Origin of the sequence: Paucisalibacillus globulus DSM 18846, assembly GCF_000482485.1 — a bacterium.
In the GTDB taxonomy this organism is placed as follows: Bacteria; Bacillota; Bacilli; order Bacillales; family Amphibacillaceae; genus Ornithinibacillus; species Ornithinibacillus globulus.
Genome location: NZ_AXVK01000015.1, coordinates 74,138 through 92,588 on the forward strand (window position 1 = coordinate 74,138; position 18,451 = coordinate 92,588).

Consider the following 18,451-nt stretch of genomic DNA (forward strand, 5'->3'; position numbering starts at 1 on the left):
GATTATGGCCTTTCAGATTTTAATTAATATCATTATAGCGCTCATGTGGATGTTCTTAAGTGAGTCTTATACGATTGCTAGTTTTATCGCTGGGTATATATGGGGTCTACTATTAGTTCTTCTATTAAATAGATTTATTCCTGGTAGATTTTACGGTATACGTATTGTGAAGATCATTAAACTTATTCTTATTTTTATAAGGGAATTAGTTTTTTCAAATTTAAGCATCCTTAAACTTGTTTATACACCAAAGCCTGATATTGAACCTGGTATTTTTGCTTTACCACTTGAAGTAAAAAGTAACTGGGAAATTACATTATTAGCACACCTAATTTCATTAACACCAGGAACCTTGTCTGTGGCTATTTCAGAAAACAATGATACGTTATTTATTCATGCAATGGATATTGATGAGGTAGACCAATCCATTCAGGAAATCAAGGATAGCTTCGAGAAGGCGATTTTGGAGGTGACGAGATAGATGGCAGATGCTATTGCATTTACAGATACATTACTGAAATACACAATTATTATTTCTTCCATCTTCATTGGAGTTTCACTACTATTACTTCTATATCGTATTTTCAAAGGGCCAACAAACCCAGATCGTGCGGTTGGTTTAGATACAATTGGGATTAACCTAATGGCATTAACAGGTATAATCGCCATTTATCTTTCAACACCGTATTTAAACGATGTTGCCTTGCTTGTAGGGATTCTAGGATTCTTAGGTACACTTGCTACGGCAAAATATGTAGAAAAGGGTGTTATTATTGACAGGGACATGGATTGAATTAGTTATTAATATTATTGTCATTCTTTTAGTCTTAATTGGAGCGTTTATTACCCTTTCCGCAACAATTGGAATTATACGGTTTCCAGACATATATACGAGACTTCACGCTGCTACAAAAGCTTCTACTCTCGGTGTTTCTAGTATCTTAATTGCAGCGTTTCTCTACTTATATGTGAAAGAAGATATTGTAAGTGGAAAACTTTTACTCGGTATTTTATTTATTATGATAACTGCTCCTGTTTCCGCTCATATGATTGGACGAGCAGCACATAATAGTGGAATCAAGCCTCTAACAAAAAATCGAACAGATGCATATGAAGAGGCAATGCGAAAACAACAATAAATTAAATGGAACGTCTTAATGGAGACATCATCTCCCTCTGAGACGTTCTTTTTTTAGAATAAAATTTCCCAAAAATTTACTAACCGCAAGCCCCAATAAATGAAGTTTCACTTTATTTTGGAAGGACAGACACAAGACACGCTTTATCATCATAGTGTGTTTATATAGGCTATAGCCCAGCCTAGTCAGGAGGTGTATGTGTTTGTCCGGAATATTGAGTGTCCTTGCATTGCTAATAAAGGAAGCTCTATTCTTTGTTTCCTACGTAAAAAACCATGCGTTTCCACAACCCCTATCTTCAGAAGAAGAAGCTAAATACATTGCGGAAATGCAAAATGGAAGTGAAGAAGCAAGAAATAAATTGATTGAACATAATTTGAGACTTGTTGCCCATATCGTAAAGAAATTTGAAAATACAGGCGAAGATATGGAGGACTTAATCTCCATTGGAACGATTGGATTAATTAAGGGGATTGAGAGCTTCTCTGTGGGCAAGGGGACAAAGCTTGCAACTTATGCTGCAAGATGCATAGAAAATGAAATACTGATGCATTTACGAGCTTTAAAAAAGGTTAAAAAAGACGTTTCGTTACACGATCCGATCGGCCAGGATAAAGAAGGTAACGAAATTAGTCTTATTGACATTTTAGAAGCTGAGAATGAAAATGTGATTGAATACATCCAATTAAATATGGAAATTGAAAAAATGCAGGATTATTTTTCAATTCTAGATAAACGCGAAAGGGAAGTAATCATTTATCGCTACGGATTGAATGATAAAAAGGAAATGACTCAACGTGAGATAGCTAAAAAACTTAATATTTCAAGAAGTTATGTATCTCGAATCGAAAAAAGGGCTTTAATGAAAGTTTTTCATGAGTATTATCGGAATGAGCGAAAAGGATAACTATTGTTACATTCTTTACTGTTATGAACTAAGTAAAGGGCAGTATGTAAACTGCCCTCTTCGTAATAAAATTACTCACTCTCTGGCATTGGAAGTACAAAATGAGTTTCCTCATCTGTATTAATCTCGTATTTTAACTTAAACTCTTGTGAATCATCTAAATTAATAATATATACAATATGACCTGAGAGTTCCTCACCTGCGTCTAATTCTTGATCTGCAATTGTAAAAAACTGATCTTCATCAGTATCTCCAGCACGTTCAGTTTCCTTTGCAAAGTTAGCGGAAAACATTTCATTAGGAATATATGAACTATCAGTAATGTTTTTAATTGTGACATCAATAACTGCAAACCTATGAGTTTCTCTCGCACCAGATAAATAATCCTCAATTTTGACACCATCTACTTCTCTAGTAAGCTGAAAGTCTGAAACCGTTACTTCATAATTAAAATCATAAAAATCACTTGTGATTACAGCTGTATCCCCAATAGAGTACTCTTTTATTCCACCATTACTACTAGTATCAGATTCGGTTTGGCCCGCGTTATCCGTTGTTCCGCCATCACTGGAATTATCATCACTGCATGCGACTAAAACGATACTCAATACCATCAAAATTAAATATCTCTTCATACTACCATTTAACCTCCGATTTGATTTATACACATATCTTATCTAGCTTATTTTTACGCATTGAATATTTAAAATCATAAATCCGTTATACACCGGTCTTCTATGCTTTGGAAATTAGCATAATTTTCAACCCCATACTCACCATTTAATAGGAAATAGCCATCATATAGACCATCATTTGTTTCCCAGATTACTTGAAAATATCCATACTTTTTGAAGCCTTCACTTTTATAATTAATTTCTAACGCTTCGCACAAACTTATAATCTTTATATCTGAACCACTATAATTCATCTCGGCATTACTTAAAACATTTGATTCTAAAGCACCATTTATAATAGCCTCTTTTGCCTTAGCACGATCTAAATCTTCAAGATAAACAAGATCATTATTTCCTGATTTACCATTACTACAGGCAGCTAATAGAATTAATACAGTAATTATTAAGAACTTATATTTTCTCCTATTCATCGTAACCCCCATAATCACTACACACTTCTCTTTTGGTTTTATTGCCATTAAACTTATTCTCCTGCTGGTCTAGGAAGTACAAAATGTGTTTCTTCTTCTGTAAAAAACTCATATTTTAATCTGAATTCCTGTGAATCATCTAAGTCAAGAAGATAAACTATGTGTCCGGACATTTCCTCACCTGGTTGCAATTCTTCATCAGCAATTGTAAAAAACTGATCTTCATCAGTATCTCCAGCACGTTCAGTTTCCTTTGCAAAGTTAGCGGAAAACATTTCATTAGGAACATAAGCGTTATCACTGATATTTTTAATTGTGACATCAATAACTGCGAATCTATTAGACTCTACCGCACCAGATAAATAATCCTCAATTTTGACACCATCTACTTCTCTAGTAAGCTGAAAGTCTGAAACCGTAATTTCATAATCGAAACCATAAAAATCACTAGTGATTATGGCTGTTTCACCGATTGTATACTCTTTTATATCTTCATTACTACTAGTATCAGATTCGTTTTGGTCTACATTTTTCGTTATATCTTTATTACTTGAATTATCATCACTACATGCGACTAATAGAATCATTAATATCACAAAAGTTAAAATTTTCTTCATTTTATTTTTCACCCCATTTGATTTATCATATAGCCTTTACATTCAGATAAAGAGTTACCAAATTCATTTAGTATAAATTTCAATTAATACTTTTCATTTATTTCACTGTTAAATTGAATTTGGATAAGAAGATAATAATTCTTCTCATCCTACAAGTTCCGAATTTGATAATGATCTAAAATTATAGCTCAGGATTAGGTAAAATAAAATGAGTTTCTTCATCAGTCGATATTTCATACTTCAATATAAATGTATCTGAGTAATCTGATGTCGTAGAATATACTAAATGCCCTTTTACCTCTTCACCAGGTTCAAGTATCTCGTCACCTTCAGGGAAATATTCATTATATGAAGTAATACCGCCAAGATCCTCTTTTCCACCAAGATTAGCAGAAAATTGTCTGTTTGGTATAATTTCCTCTTCACTAATATTTTTAATCGTAACATCTACAACTGCAAATCTATTTGTTTCGTCAGCCCCGATAACAAACTCCTCAATTGTATCACCATCTACTTCTGTAGTTAAGTTAAAATCGGACACAGTCACTTCATAATCAAACTCATAAATATCACTAGTAATTACTGCAGTTTCTCCAATTTGATAAACTCTTTCTTCATCTTTATCTTCATTCTTTGATAGTGCATCAGAATTCTCGATTTCTTTTGATGAATCTGAAGCAGTATCTTTCTCGTTATCACTACAGCCAGTTAGTAAGATTGCGGCCAAAAGTATTAGAAGTAGTTTTTTCAAAGATCTACACCCCTTATTATTATTATTATTATTATGAATAATCCATTTTCATTAAAAAGTAAGTAGAACGGTGTATTACATCCTTACAAAGTACCTGGTAACTTCTTCATTCTTAGAAAAACTTGCTTACGCTCGTCCTTTTGCGAATGTGTTAGTTTTTCTTATGTCGGCGGAAAGTTTTTTATACTTTCCTAACTACCAAGTAAAAGGGCAGTACAAGTACTGCCCTTTTACTTATATTCCTTTATTAAAATTCAACCTTATATAGATACATCGTTTTGCCTACTCGAATTTCATCGTCATGTTTAAGCTCATGTATTTCGTATGGCATAATTTTCTTGTCATTTACATAGGTTCCATTGGTAGAACCTAAATCCTTTATTCCATATGTATCCGAAAGTTTAACAAGTTCAAAATGTAAACGAGAAACACCAGTACCTTTCTCGACAACATCCGTACCTTTTCCAGCTCTACCTACTACAATACTTTCCTTTTTTAATTCAATTTTTTCTATCTTTTCCCCATCTTCCTTTGTTAAATAATTTAATACTCTAGGCTTTCCTAAAATCATCTCTTCATTAAGTAATGTAGTTTCATCCGAACTTACATAATCATCAGATTCAGGCTTATTTTTATTTAAGTTATTATAAGAGTTCTCTTGTAATGCCGACGCGAATTCCTTATTTAATGCTTGCCACTCTTCTTTGCTTATTACATCACTATTATCCGCATTACTCTGCCCTTCGACAGCATTTGATTGATGCGGAACTGTAGATGTGTTAGGCATTTGCTTTTTCTTAGACTGGCTAGGTTTAGTAACTTTGACTTCTTTCTCAGTTATAATAGGTTCAACCCCTGGACGCCATCCAAACCAGTAAATTAATAATCCCGCAACTATTATGATAGTTAAACAAACGGAAACTAATAACATAATTGAAGAAGAAGCATCCTCTGATAATTTCCAACTAGCTGCAATTAATAGAAGGGAAATTAAAATGGAATAAACCTTTTCTTTACTCCTTAATGGAGGTAATTTTTTCACCTGCTTGATTATTGTTTCCTCTTGTAGATACGCATTCGATTCTATATGTTGATTCTGGTTATTAGATGGGGTAGCTACGTTCCCCTGCAAATCCTGCAACAGATTTTTTAATCCTTGTAAACTAAACCCTGGATCCTTAATATAATTTAGAATCATCTTAAATTGATTTCCGTTTATACCATGGATTTCACTCGCAATATTGAGTAATAATTGTTTAAGTCTGTCATAAAAAGGCGTTACATTACCAATATCCTTTAAAGGAAGATAGGTCATATTAACTTGATGATAGCCATTACCTACATAAATAAAGTCCTCATGAAGCATGTAATGTTCTTCACTCAGCATGTTATTATTTGCATCCTGCAAACATTGGATAATATTAATAAATAAGGTGTAGAAATCTTGCATTGTTAATTGCCCATCTGAAAGAATATTACGTAGTTTTCTTAAACCCTCAATACGATAAAAAACATTTATTTCACCGTTCTTTTCTTCAAAACTAATTGGAACAAGTCGCGGAATGCGATTAGCTTGAATCATTTTCATTTGAAGTTCCTGAAATTCTTCTAACTGAAAACCGTTATCTTCGCTTTTTTGAATTTTCATGTATAGTCCATTAGATTGCACGTAGCCTATATGAAATGTATTCGTCAAAGTCGACATATTATTTCCCCCTTACACTAAAAACATATAGTAATATGATACTATTACACCTGGGACAACAGCATATATGAATGGAAATCGATTTGAAATATTATTTTTAAATTCATCTAATGGGGTTAAATCTCTTTTTTGTATGGATTCTTTTATATGTAAAAAAGCTAATGTCATATTAATAAAGAATGTTTTGGTAAATAATAAGATTATTAATCCAATAATACCAGCAAAAATAATAGAATACATTATAGAATATAAAGTAAATAAGACACCAGCTAAAGCACCTATCGCAGCGAATAATTTAACATCACCTGCTCCAATTGCTTTGAATAAGTATAAAATGAATAAAACTCCTCCACCTACAAACATTCCTGTAATAGAATGAATAAACCCATCCAACTGATTAAAGATTAGATGGTACACTATCCCAATAATAACTCCTGAAACATTTAACCAATTTGGAATTCGGTTATATTTAATATCATAGAATGATGCAACTATTAAAAATAAAAATAATATAATAAATTGGCCGCCCAATTGAAGCCCCCTCTTCTAATCTACTCGGTTCCAACCCAAGCACGTTCTACCACGACTTTTTTAATTTTAATTGTTTTTTCAAAAAACGGAAGGACCAATTTCAGTTCATTTTCTGCTTCAATCAAAACATCTGCACCCTCACCACTAGTTGATTGAGGAAAAGTAGAGTTAGTCACAGTAATCCCGTTTGGATTAAAAAAATCAGAGCTGTTTACCTTCTCCTTGTAACTATCGATTATCATTCCTTCATATATGGAATCCGAAAAATAATTTAAGGCTTGACCAGATGATGGAATCATATCTTTTCCAATTGTGGCTAGCTTATCTAGCAAGTAATTTGCTACTGCATGATTCCCAAGCTTTCCACTAGCAGTTTCTGTTAATGAATCAACGAAACCTTCAGACGCAGTCTGAATCTGTTTTTGACCAACCATAGCTAAATAGGAATAATGAGCAACACCCTGTGCAGTCTCGCTCATAGATTCCTCTAATGCCATTTCGGCAATAGTTATTTTTGAAAGTGACGTCAAAAATAAAATAAAAAATAAAAATATCGGGATAATTAACGTTGCTTCAATCGTTATACTACCGTCTTCTTTTTTAAGAAACAAATATATCCCCTCTCAACCCTATATATTTTCTTTTTATCTTAAGACACTAAACAGATAAAAACTGTCTTCGTATAAGTATTCTATAAATCCGTTATGCATCTATCCGCTATCGCTTCATGATTTGCAACTTTCTCAGTAGTATAATTTTGAGTCAATTGAATATACTCTTCAATGTCCCCATCTGTAGTTTTCCAAAAGACTTGGAACCTTCCAGTAAATTCGTCTTTAGTTTCGAGAATATTATAAGCTTCACATAACTTAACTATTTCAATATCAGATTTACCGTAGTCAACACCATTATTTTTAATTACGTTTGAATCTAAAATATCCTGAATTAATATGTCTTTTGCTTTACTTTTATTTAACTTTTCTATACCAAAATAGTTTTCTCCACCAGCTGTATCACTACTACAACCACTAAGAATACCTAAAGTTGCAATGAATAAAAACATCAACATATTCTTTTTCAAAAAAATCAACTCCTAAATAAGCTGAATGAGAAGTTGTAAATTTAAAAACCTCTCATTCAACTGATAATTTAAATTTATTTTTCGTATAAATTACATCTCTGGATTAGGCAATTCAAATTGAGTTTCTTCTTCAGACATTACTTCATATTTAACAAGGAAAGTATCAGCATAATCAACAGAGGTAATATAAACTAAGTGACCTGATATCTCATCTCCTGGTGCTAATTCTTCATCCCCAACAGTAAAAAATTCATCATATGATGTTTGTCCTGATTCTTCATCTATGCCTGAGAAGTTAGCAGAGAACATATCATTAGGAATATAAGTTCGGTCACTTATGTTTTTAATTGTAACCTCTACAATAGCAAACCTTTGTACATCTTGTGCATTTAATAAAAACTCCTCAAGTTTAACACCATCAAATTCTCTAGTTAATTCAAAATTATTAACAGTAACCTCGTAATCAAATTCATACATGTCACTTGTAATAACTGCTGTCTCTCCAATCTGATAAATTTTCTTTTTATCCTCTTCTTCAGAACTCTCAACATTACCGTTGTCTACTACCTGGCTAGGATTAGTTTTATTTCCCTTATCCTCCGAATTTTCTTTGTCCTCACTACATCCAGCTATAAATATTATTAGCGCACCTAAGATAAAAACTAGTAAAAGTTTTTTCATAATTTAATACCTCCTAATAAGAATATACTTTTTTCATATTAATAATATAATAACTTCCTTCTACATTGCCTGGTAAAACTTCTGCTAACTGAGGTATAAACCAAAGCTTTACTTTTGCTGTCACATTCCCCTCAATATAAGATGGTGCATCAATTAGATTAACACCTGTCTCTTTTGTTACTACTGCTTGCAATCTTCTTAACTTATTATTATTATACGATTTACCTGTAGACTTCATTGCCATAATCACCTTTAAGAACATCGGCAAGGTCATTGTAATAGGAGTTTTCATTCCAAATACTTTAAATGGAGACCATTGCGCAAAATAATTACCTGTAGTGAGTGCATTTAGATTGTTTAAGGTTTCACCTAATGCAGCTGACAATGCTTTAAAAAATCCTAATGGTCCAGCAAATCCACCCTGAAGACCTTGAGAAATCAAGTTAGCAACGAATAGTATGAGTGTTACATCTTTTATAAATAAAAAATAATTCATTCCTGGTGTAGCAGATCCATAAACAATATAATTTGCTTGTTTACTAGCATAAGTGTATGATTCATGATTATCAAGTTCATATGGTGCTGATATACCGTAGTTGGCTAATATATATTCATTAATATAAAGTTCGTTTCGAACAGATTCTGGAAATCCATGAATAAACTCTATAAACTCCTTAAAGCGATCAAATGCATCCTTTATAAACTGTAACCTAGCTGGTTCAGTATCATCACCGCCAATACCTGTAGCCCCATTATATTGTTGAACAATTGTATCTAATTCAGAATAAATATCTAGATCACCTGAAATATTATCCTTTATATCTTGAAACTCATTTAATCTTGCCCATAGACTTCCAAAGCTTTCGTCGGCTTTCTCTTCCTCAGCTTCTGTATCTACGTTCTCTAACTGTGCCTTTACAATTCTATAATTATCCATTTGGCCCTTAATTGTTTTTACTTGTTTTTTAGTTAAATCATTAACTTTAGTCTCTATGGTCTGAATAATAATTTCCCCAGCAGTAACATTTTTCCCACTCATGAAATAATAAAAGCCAGCCGATAATTGGGGGATGGAATACTTTCCTGGATTACTTAAATCGATTATTGTAGAACCAGGATTCCTATCAAGCTTAACCTCTTCGTATATCTCATCAGTTGCTGTTTTAATATCTTGAAAAAACTTATCTTGTAACAAAGAAGGTTGAAGCTCTTTTAGAAGCTCATTATCTCCCATCAATTCCAATATTTGGTCATTATAATGTTTTGCAGAACCTTCTTTAGGATTTTGAAGTGTTCTCCCAAATCCTATTAAATGTTCTGGTATATCTTGATAATAAATTTCCACATCAAGTACAGCAGAATATAAATCTATATTCAATGCCTTTTCATAGTTGTTAATTTCCTTTTTTTCGTCATTGCTTGGTTTTTCTTTTTCTGTTAATTCTTTATAACGAGTATTATAAAAGAGCATTTCATAAAAAGTTTTGATATTACTTGGAATCGCGTCACCGGAAGTAACTTTTGAACCAAGAATATCCCTCTTAATTTCAGTTTCAATGACCTCAATATATTCTTCTAATTGAAGTATTGCTTCATCTATTTGAGCATTTCGTTTCCTCATCAGATTGATAATTTCTTCATATTTCTCTACTAATTCTTCAGTTTTCTCAATCTCCTCTATCGTGACACCCTTACCGCCCGTAAATAACCCGACTAAGTCAGCTCCTAATTGTACCGGAGCTTGATATTTCATGCTTTCAAGAACCTGGTGACGAAAAACATCATTGTCTACAAGGTTACGAGAAGTATTAAATGAAGCATTAGTAGATACAACTAATGGATTAGATAAATTTTGAAATCCGCTTAAATCAGCAGGATTAGGTATTTGCTTGGTTACATAGTTCTGAAAATCACTACTTGCACCATCTCCACCATAGGCAAATAATCCGACAGCCGCCAAGTCGGAGTGAAATTGAGCCAAAGTTGATCGTAGTGCAGCATCCATAGCATTTTCAATCTTTCTCTCAGCTGAAATAATTCTTAAACTATCTATTAATAGGGCGTTAAGAATAAAAATAGGTAAGATAATAATGATCGCATATACTGAAACAGCTCCACTATCTTTTATCCAAAAACCTTTAAATTTTTTCATCATAACCTGGACCTCCACAAAAAATTGCTGAATCGTCCTAACATAAGATTATAAAAACATATTATTCTTTCTACAGAGATTCTTATGGAGCTCCAAAAAAACCTTTAATCGACGAAATTGCTCCAGACAATCCACCAGTTGGTCCAAATTGACTCCATAAGTATTTGGCAAAGTTGTGTGTACGAATAAGTTCAGGAGTATCGGTTACCACTCTGCTCGATTCTGCAGTTACAACATCAGATCCCAACAAAGTTGTGATAAAGGATGGAACATGTAATGAAGATTCAGCTACCACCACGACCTCACTATGAATGAGGTTATTATTATATTGAACATCTTTTACACGAATAGATCCATTGTATTTATTTTTAACTTTTTGTATTTTATCAGCTACAGGTCCCTCACTAGGAAAAGAGTTTAATCCAAATATACTCAAGATGTTATTATCAGATAAACGCCAATATAAATTGTCTCCACCTTTTCCAAGACCCGAATAATGATCCTCATTGAATTCTCCACTAGTAATATCCTTTTGTGAATTATTCCAAATAAAAGCAAGCTCACTCGCTGCCTTCTGTGCTACATAATTGGCTGTACCCATTTGAAAAACTATAATACAAAAGAATACCCCTATTATGGTGAAAATTAAAACAGAAGGAAAGACAAGGGTCGCTTCCATTGTAAAACTACCCCGTTCATCCTTAAAGAAGGACTTCATACTAGTTCCTCCTTGAAATTAAAAATTTCTAGTTCATTATAAACTTTCTTTAATAGTTTAATAGACTATTCTACTATCCAACGCACTTGTAAACAATCTTTCAGCAGATATGACTCTAAATGTATTAATGAATAAAGCATTTGTGATAAAGATAAGGAGAATCATAAGAATAGTAAAAATTGAAATCGAGTCCCGCTTCGCCTTAAAAAACTTTTTCATCTGTACATTCTATGGATGGATTTATTTTATCTCTTCTGCGCTAAGCTCCCACTCAGCTAGTGTAACGATTTGATCAGAGGTTTTGCCGAAAGCAAATTTATAATTATCAGCATTAGGCACATCAAATACATAATTTCCTGTTTTAGTTTCGCCAGGTTGTAGTTCCCCCTCTAGAATTGTTATTCCTGAAAAGTCCTGTACGAATTCAGATTTAACAGGTACAAAATATACAGTCGATTCTAAATCACCAAAATTCGGAGTAAAAATATCGGTTAACTTAAATGACTGGTCATCTATATTTTTAATCGTTATATCTACCACTACAAAAGCATCTTCAAATAATCTCAAATCTAAATTCTCATCATATCGTACTTCATTTAATGTAACCTCATACCTTATCCTATCATCCAAATTATTTGAAAAGTAACTCACAACTGTACCAGTTTCACCTATTTTAAGACCATACTGATGTTCAATGTGTTCATCCTTTTTCTTTTCTTCTTTATTTCCATCTGAATCTTGCTTGTTTGCATTATTACTACTGAAGTCCGAGTTATCTAAACTTGCATTATTATTTTTCACAAAATTCTCATCAGTCTTTAACTGTTTATCGGATGGATTTGTTGATTCAACGTCTGAACAACCTACCAAAAACAAAGACATTGCTAAAAGTATAACAAAAGTAAATAATAGTTTATTTCTTATCATTAGAATTCAACCTTGTATAATTTTATTTAACCTCTTCCGCACTAATTTCCCATTCAGCTAATGTAACGATTTGATCCCATCTAGTACCCACAGCAAAGTGATACTTACTAGATTTATCAACATCAAAAACAAAATTTCCAGTCTTTGATTCACCTGGTTGTAATTCACCTTCCATTATGGTTAATTCAGGGATATTCTGTAAAAACTCTGAACCAACAGCACTATGATATTCATTTGTTCCTAATTCACCAAAGCTTGGAACAACTAAATCAATCAAATCAATTGGCTGATCGTCAATATTTTCAATTGTCACATCTACTACAGCAAAGACTTCATCAAATAATTGGATATGTGTTTCAAGCTCTTCATCATATCGAATTTCATTTAATGTAACTTCATAACTTATCCTATCGTCCAAATCATTTGAAAAGTAACTCACAACTGTACCAGTTTCACCTATTTTAAGACGGTACTGATGTTCAATGTGTTCAACACTATTCTTTTGGATATCCTCATCTCTATCTGTTTTAATCTTAACTTCTTTATCACTACTGGATTCTGAGTTATCTGTACTAGTATTTTTATTTTCTACTGAACTCTCATCCGTCCTTGACTGATTATCAGTATGACCTATTGATTCATCATCTGAACAAGCTACCAAAAATAAAGAAGTTGCTAAACCTCCTTCAAAAAACTTACCGATAAATAGTTAAATACTTATGCGAGTTATTCCAAGTATGGGGCAACCTGGGAATTATTAATGTAGGAAGACAAAGGGTAGCTTCTATGTATGAAACTACCAATGTACTCTATTAAAAAGTATTTCATCATGTTTCACCCTCGTAAACTCCTAATAGACTATTCTCCTAATTTTAGTTCCTTATCAACCTTTTCTAATAGACCTTCAGCCCAAGTCGTAATCTTATCTTTAAACATAACGGCAATAATAATTAATACAGATAAAATAAGTAGAATCTCAATAGTCTCCAAACCTTCTTCGTCTTTCCAAAATCTTACTAAATAATCCTTCATAAATAATCTCTCCCTTTAATTTTAAAATACTGCTATTGCAGGATATATAACAATAAGAATTACTGCCGCAAAAATAAAGATAATCGGGAAAATTAATTTAGATGATGCCTCTTCCCCTTTTATTCTTGTTACAGTTTTTCTTTTGTCCCAAAGTGATACAGACAACTCTTTCAATGAATTTACTAGTAATGCTCCACCTTTTCGATAATTCATTAGAACTGTCGTAGTAAAGACGGATACCTCTTGAATTCCACAACGGTAATTCAAATCCTTCATTACATCTTGAAACGGTGTGTTCGAAGATAATTTGTTAACTGCTTCATTTAATTCAAAATATAGTGGAGAATCGTAGATGTTTCCTTTATTCTGTTCTACACATTTCTTGATTGCTCCCTGAACGGTTTCACCAGCATTCACTAATAGAATTATCTTATTAACAAACTCCGGTAATTCCATAATGATAGAATCTTTTCGCTCTCTTACCTTCTTATCTAAATCCCTTACCAAGTAAAAGCTAACAATTACAATAATAAACAAAGCATAAAATAGATTACTATAATCCCTATCATCAGCTAAAACCAATACAAGTCCTAAAAACACTAACAATGAAATTACTATTATAATTTTTGCAGCATATATCTTGGTATAATCTCGAGAAAATTTACTTCCCCTTAAAATGATCATCTTTTGATGAATATAATTCATTAATCTCGGAAGCCTCTTGTAAAAATTCACCTTATCAACAATAAAAAATGCATAAGGTGCCAGCATCGGTAATGTAATCTCTTCCTGATATTCTTTAATAAATTGTTCATAAATCTTCTTGTTCTTAAATACTAGTATTAAAACAATTAAAACCATCACAAGTAGAATTATCTCTAAAATCATGGTCCTTTTCCTTTCTAAACCTTGATATCCATTATCTTTTGACTTATTAACAGTCCACAAATGACACATGTTAATGCTATTGTCATAACGACAGGACCAAATGTTCCAAATTCGTATAGAGGTGCAACGAAATCTGGAGAGGATACTTTTAGAAAATATGTAATCCCTAAAGGTGCAACAGCCATAATTTTAGACTCTAATTTTTTTTGGGAAATTAACACTTTAATGTCCTGTTGAATCTCAATTTTGTCAGTGATAATGTCAGAAGTTCGTTTTATTACTTCGACCAAATCACCCCCCGTACGTTTACAGGTAATAAATACATCAGCAAAATTTCGAATATCATCTATGTCAGATCGATTAGCAAAATCATCAAGTGCTCTTTCTATTATTTCGCCATTTTCAACTCGCCGATTAATTAAATTAAATTCCCTAACTATATATGTTTGATCATCAGGATATAGCAATTTTAAATCTTTTAATGCATCACGGAATGCATTTTCAATAGACTGACCTGCAGCTAATGATGATGTTAAGGATGATATTGCTTCTTTAAACTGTAAGGATAATTCATCCTTTCGAACATTAATTAATTGTTTCCGTTTAAACTTTGGATAAATAAAACCAAATAATGATGCTACAATGGAGAGAACCAAATTATCATAGAATAAGTACGCTACTATATAAATAATAACTCCAGCTATAAGCGAATATTTAATCCACTCTTGAAAGGAAACTTTATACGTGGCATAATCGATTAATTTATCACCACCAATTGTTCTACTTCGAATAGCTTGAATGGTTCTTTCGCGAATCTGTTTTTCTTTTAAGTTATTTAACTTTTTCTCTTCATTTACTCTTTTTGCCTTTAAGATCCTACGCAGAACCATAAAACCAATGAGGATAACTATCAGAATAAGTCCGATTATTTTATCAATTCCCACTTTGACCACCTACTTTCAAAAAAACTCTACATTACAGAATCTTTTCTAATAAATCATACTTACCAGATAGCTTCAATTTATCTACAGCTTGTAGTTTGTTAGTTGTTCTTTTCAGATTTCCTATTATTCTACCTGTGGAATCTACCCCCTCTTCTTCAAATACAAAAAGTGGGTTTAACTGTATTTCACCATTTTCTACATCTAGAACTTCGCTGATTTCAAATACTCTTCTTGTATGATCACGAAAGCGAGTTAAATGCACCATAATGTCTATTGCTGAACTGATTTGTTTCCGTATTACTTCAATCGGTAGCTCTGCCCCACTTAGCACCATCGTTTCTAGACGACTTAACATATCGTATACGGAGTTAGCATGACCTGTGGATATGGAACCATCATGACCTGTGTTCATTGCTTGTAACATATCCAACGCTTCCGCACCACGAACTTCCCCTACGATAATTCGGTTAGGTCTCATACGCAAAGAAGTTCTAATTAAATCTCTAATCGTAATTTCACCTTTTCCTTCTGTATTAGCATTTCTCGTTTCTAGACTAACTAGGTTAGGAGTATGTAAGATTTTTAATTCGGCTGAATCCTCTATTGTAATCAGTCGTTCACTTTTAGGTATGAAATTGGATAATACATTCAGGAAAGTAGTTTTCCCAGATCCAGTTCCCCCGCCTATAAAAATATTAAATTTAGCTTCCACAAGTACTTTTAAAAAGTCTGCTACTTCTGATGTTATCGCACCAAATTGAATTAGATTTTCAACTGTCATCGGTTTATCTGGAAATTTACGGATCGTCATTGCTGGTCCTTTTAATGCCACAGGAGGTAGCACAACATTCACACGTGAACCATCTTGTAATCTAGCATCAACAATGGGACTAGCTTCATTTACTACCCGATTAACCCTTGATACAATTGCTTGTATTGTATCTTCTAATTTCTGTTGGTTTTCAAACCTAACCCCTGCATTAAATACTTGCCCATCTTTTTCAACAAATATTTCATCATAACTGTTAATCATAATTTCTGTTATAGATGGATCATCAAGTATTGGTTGAAGTACACCTAAACCTCGAAAAGCATGATACATTCGATCTACAATACGCTTAATTTCTGTAGAAGATAGCTTACGCTCACGTGCGTACTCAAATACAGTATCTTCTACAAAGTTTTTTAATTCCTCATCCGTAATGGAATGCATAAAGTCCAATGTTTCTCGTAGCTTCTCAATTAAATGTTTTGTAATCTCATCTTCTGTTTTAGGTAACTGTTCATTTGGAACTTGTTGCATTTTTTTAGTTGCCAACAGAGGACACCTCCGTGTCTTCCTTTACAAGACTCTTCATTAATCTGAATAATCGCTCACCAATTACAGTATCTTCATGGAGTTTTGTTTCCTCACTTTGTAGTAAGAAATGTTCATTAAATGGTAGTCGATCTTCAATGCTAAAATTAAAACGATCAAAACCATTAAATACATCGGTTCCCATTTTATTAATAACAAAATGAATTTTTGCCCTATCTAGGTTTTCACAAGCTGTATTACTTTCCAATATATACTTACTTCGAGAGAAACTAGCCTCATCGGAACTCAATAACCAAAATACCTCATCACTAATTTCTAATGCCCTCGTATTTCTCTCATGCAATGTACTATCTAGATCAATAATAATAAAGTCATAATCTTTCGTTGCCTTTAATGCTTGAATTAATACCTCTAAATCCTCACCTGTAAATATATCCATTTCTTCCGGATTTACAGGTAAAGCGAAATAATCAATTCCAGTCAAATCATCTCGAGATTTTAAGAATTCAATCTTCGATAACAACTTATCTTTATTATTCTTTACGTAATAAAATACCTCCGCAGAGGACTCTTTTTCTTCCTTAAAGTAAAGCAGGGTCGTATGTACAGTCTCTAAATTCAAGTAAAATACCCGTTTATCTTTTATGCTTAAGTGTCTTGCCAAGCATAGAGAAGATAACGTCTTCCCAACACCACTACTTCCGCCATAAAAACTGATGACGTAGCTTCCAGTGTCACCTTCATTAGATAACAATTGTAAGTTACCATTTTCTTCATAAAAAATTGCTAAGACTTTATCTAATAAGTTTTTAATCGGCTGGTATTTTAGAATGTTGGGTACGTCTTCTGGAATGTACTCGTCTTTATCCCGAAGTATAATCGTCTTTTCAAATACACTTACATCTATATCTTCTAAGTTATAATCCGTTAATAATATATGTTGTTTTTGGTTACGCATCATTTGATTAAAGGAATCTTTATTTGTAAAGATTTTGGTGGAAAAGCGGTTGTTGTTATCCGGATTTAACATGAAGTTAGAAAAGTAATCTGCATACGAATCATCACTAGTTAATAAAACCAACTTTAATTTATTCATACTATTCACCTACATCAATCGTATTCTTCTTAATTTAAGGTCTTAAAATCTTATATTAGTTATTTATTTACAAGTATGTGACATTTATCTTTAATAAATATTACTAGAATTGACACATAAAGATAAGACTTTAGAGCGAAAACAGTATTTATTACCTATGGATCATAATAAAAATAACTCAGTTTCGAGATATATGAATGGGAAACACTATAAAATTCATTAAAAACCAAACTTCTTTAAACAATTATGCATTAAATGTTCGGTTTATAATGAAATTTAATCACTTTTATAGGTTAATTCACTAATATTTATATTTTTACTATTCTTTACAATATCATATAAATATTTTAATAATTCCAAAATAGGAAAAAGTGACCAATACAAAATACCTAATAATATGAAAAGGAATGACCTTGTAAAGAAATATTAACACTTACGTAATAATACTGTAATAAAATTAGTGATTTCTGTATGAGAAATATCGAAAGTTGTCTACGTTCAATTGCCACCAAATTGATATTCTTATGTGACATGTCATTTTAAATAGTAATAAAGTGCGATATAACTTATACACTATTATGTTTCAATTTATTTGCAATCATATTGTAGGAACTAATATATATTTTTTTGTTATACGAATGGAAAAGGTGTTATTATTTGATGATTATATGATTGAGCTTTCCCAGGTTATATTGAGATGAGTAAATCCACTGGAAAATTGATTTTCTATTAATGAAGAAAAATTTTTCCGAAGTTATGGTACTAATAGAATTTTAATTTGTACTTCTGATGAAATGGTAATTTACATTATTGAATAATAAATAAGAAGAGCTAGAATAAAACAATACTGTTTTCCTAG

The 18,451-nt window shown here is 32.2% G+C and carries 22 protein-coding genes; 4 read left to right on the forward strand and 18 right to left on the reverse strand.

The features are described from left to right. Positions 1-4 precede the first annotated feature (4 nt). The 4 genes from K332_RS0103885 (at position 5) to sigK (ending at position 2,046) form a co-directional block, all read left to right on the forward strand. Positions 5-481 carry a Na+/H+ antiporter subunit E gene (locus K332_RS0103885; protein WP_026906264.1) on the forward strand — a complete coding sequence of 159 codons (477 nt, stop codon included), beginning with the start codon at positions 5-7 and terminating at the stop codon, positions 479-481. Continuing rightward, positions 482-793: a Na(+)/H(+) antiporter subunit F1 gene (locus K332_RS0103890; protein ID WP_026906265.1), complete on the forward strand. Its 312-nt coding sequence runs from the start codon at positions 482-484 to the stop codon at positions 791-793. Then, complete coding sequence (gene mnhG / locus K332_RS0103895) at positions 774-1,139, forward strand: monovalent cation/H(+) antiporter subunit G (protein WP_051359339.1); 366 nt, start codon at positions 774-776, stop codon at positions 1,137-1,139. The genes K332_RS0103890 and mnhG overlap by 20 nt, the downstream gene beginning before the upstream one ends. Positions 1,140-1,341: 202 nt before the next feature. Then, positions 1,342-2,046 carry an RNA polymerase sporulation sigma factor SigK gene (gene sigK, locus K332_RS0103900; RefSeq protein ID WP_026906267.1) on the forward strand — a complete coding sequence of 235 codons (705 nt, stop codon included), beginning with the start codon at positions 1,342-1,344 and terminating at the stop codon, positions 2,044-2,046. A 71-nt stretch (positions 2,047-2,117) separates the two neighbouring features. On the opposite strand, the gene K332_RS0103905 is transcribed toward sigK, so the two are convergent. The 18 genes from K332_RS0103905 to K332_RS0103990 form a co-directional block, all read right to left on the reverse strand. Next, the gene (locus K332_RS0103905; protein ID WP_026906268.1) at positions 2,118-2,681 is read right to left on the reverse strand and encodes a DUF4352 domain-containing protein; all 564 of its coding nucleotides are present in this window, start codon (positions 2,679-2,681) and stop codon (positions 2,118-2,120) included. Positions 2,682-2,755: 74 nt separating this feature from the next. Continuing rightward, the gene (locus tag K332_RS0103910) at positions 2,756-3,199 is read right to left on the reverse strand and encodes a hypothetical protein (protein ID WP_026906269.1); all 444 of its coding nucleotides are present in this window, start codon (positions 3,197-3,199) and stop codon (positions 2,756-2,758) included. A 5-nt stretch (positions 3,200-3,204) separates the two neighbouring features. Next, a complete protein-coding gene (locus tag K332_RS0103915; protein WP_026906270.1) occupies positions 3,205-3,768 on the reverse strand; it encodes a DUF4352 domain-containing protein in 564 nt (187 codons plus the stop codon). A gap of 181 nt (positions 3,769-3,949) precedes the next feature. Continuing rightward, positions 3,950-4,519, reverse strand: a complete 570-nt coding sequence (locus K332_RS0103920) for a DUF4352 domain-containing protein (RefSeq protein ID WP_026906271.1) — start codon at positions 4,517-4,519, stop codon at positions 3,950-3,952. Between the two features lie 247 nt (positions 4,520-4,766). Beyond that, positions 4,767-6,224, reverse strand: coding sequence for a DUF6382 domain-containing protein (locus K332_RS0103925; RefSeq protein WP_026906272.1), 1,458 nt, complete (start codon positions 6,222-6,224; stop codon positions 4,767-4,769). Positions 6,225-6,236: 12 nt separating this feature from the next. After that, positions 6,237-6,755, reverse strand: coding sequence for an A24 family peptidase (locus tag K332_RS0103930; protein WP_026906273.1), 519 nt, complete (start codon positions 6,753-6,755; stop codon positions 6,237-6,239). A 20-nt stretch (positions 6,756-6,775) separates the two neighbouring features. After that, entirely contained in the window at positions 6,776-7,366 is a 591-nt protein-coding gene (locus K332_RS0103935) for a TadE/TadG family type IV pilus assembly protein (RefSeq protein WP_026906274.1), read from the reverse strand. Positions 7,367-7,446: 80 nt separating this feature from the next. Beyond that, positions 7,447-7,836, reverse strand: a complete 390-nt coding sequence (locus K332_RS0103940) for a hypothetical protein (RefSeq protein WP_026906275.1) — start codon at positions 7,834-7,836, stop codon at positions 7,447-7,449. Between the two features lie 90 nt (positions 7,837-7,926). Beyond that, positions 7,927-8,517, reverse strand: coding sequence for a DUF4352 domain-containing protein (locus K332_RS0103945; RefSeq protein ID WP_026906276.1), 591 nt, complete (start codon positions 8,515-8,517; stop codon positions 7,927-7,929). A gap of 13 nt (positions 8,518-8,530) precedes the next feature. Beyond that, positions 8,531-10,672 carry a hypothetical protein gene (locus tag K332_RS0103950; RefSeq protein ID WP_026906277.1) on the reverse strand — a complete coding sequence of 714 codons (2,142 nt, stop codon included), beginning with the start codon at positions 10,670-10,672 and terminating at the stop codon, positions 8,531-8,533. A gap of 79 nt (positions 10,673-10,751) precedes the next feature. Further along, positions 10,752-11,387 (reverse strand): TadE/TadG family type IV pilus assembly protein, encoded by a 636-nt coding sequence (locus tag K332_RS0103955; RefSeq protein ID WP_026906278.1) that lies wholly within the window; start codon positions 11,385-11,387, stop codon positions 10,752-10,754. 240 nt (positions 11,388-11,627) lie between these two features. Continuing rightward, complete coding sequence (locus tag K332_RS0103960) at positions 11,628-12,314, reverse strand: DUF4352 domain-containing protein (RefSeq protein ID WP_026906279.1); 687 nt, start codon at positions 12,312-12,314, stop codon at positions 11,628-11,630. 22 nt (positions 12,315-12,336) lie between these two features. Then, positions 12,337-12,975: a DUF4352 domain-containing protein gene (locus K332_RS0103965; protein WP_026906280.1), complete on the reverse strand. Its 639-nt coding sequence runs from the start codon at positions 12,973-12,975 to the stop codon at positions 12,337-12,339. Positions 12,976-13,172: 197 nt separating this feature from the next. After that, entirely contained in the window at positions 13,173-13,346 is a 174-nt protein-coding gene (locus tag K332_RS23530) for a Flp1 family type IVb pilin (RefSeq protein WP_084287705.1), read from the reverse strand. Positions 13,347-13,367: 21 nt separating this feature from the next. Continuing rightward, entirely contained in the window at positions 13,368-14,234 is an 867-nt protein-coding gene (locus K332_RS0103975; RefSeq protein WP_026906281.1) for a type II secretion system F family protein, read from the reverse strand. Positions 14,235-14,248: 14 nt separating this feature from the next. Next, positions 14,249-15,178 (reverse strand): type II secretion system F family protein, encoded by a 930-nt coding sequence (locus K332_RS0103980; protein ID WP_051359340.1) that lies wholly within the window; start codon positions 15,176-15,178, stop codon positions 14,249-14,251. Positions 15,179-15,209: 31 nt separating this feature from the next. Then, positions 15,210-16,481, reverse strand: a complete 1,272-nt coding sequence (locus K332_RS0103985; protein WP_026906283.1) for a TadA family conjugal transfer-associated ATPase — start codon at positions 16,479-16,481, stop codon at positions 15,210-15,212. 4 nt (positions 16,482-16,485) lie between these two features. Next, entirely contained in the window at positions 16,486-17,592 is a 1,107-nt protein-coding gene (locus K332_RS0103990; RefSeq protein WP_026906284.1) for an AAA family ATPase, read from the reverse strand. Between the last annotated feature and the right edge of the window lie 859 nt (positions 17,593-18,451).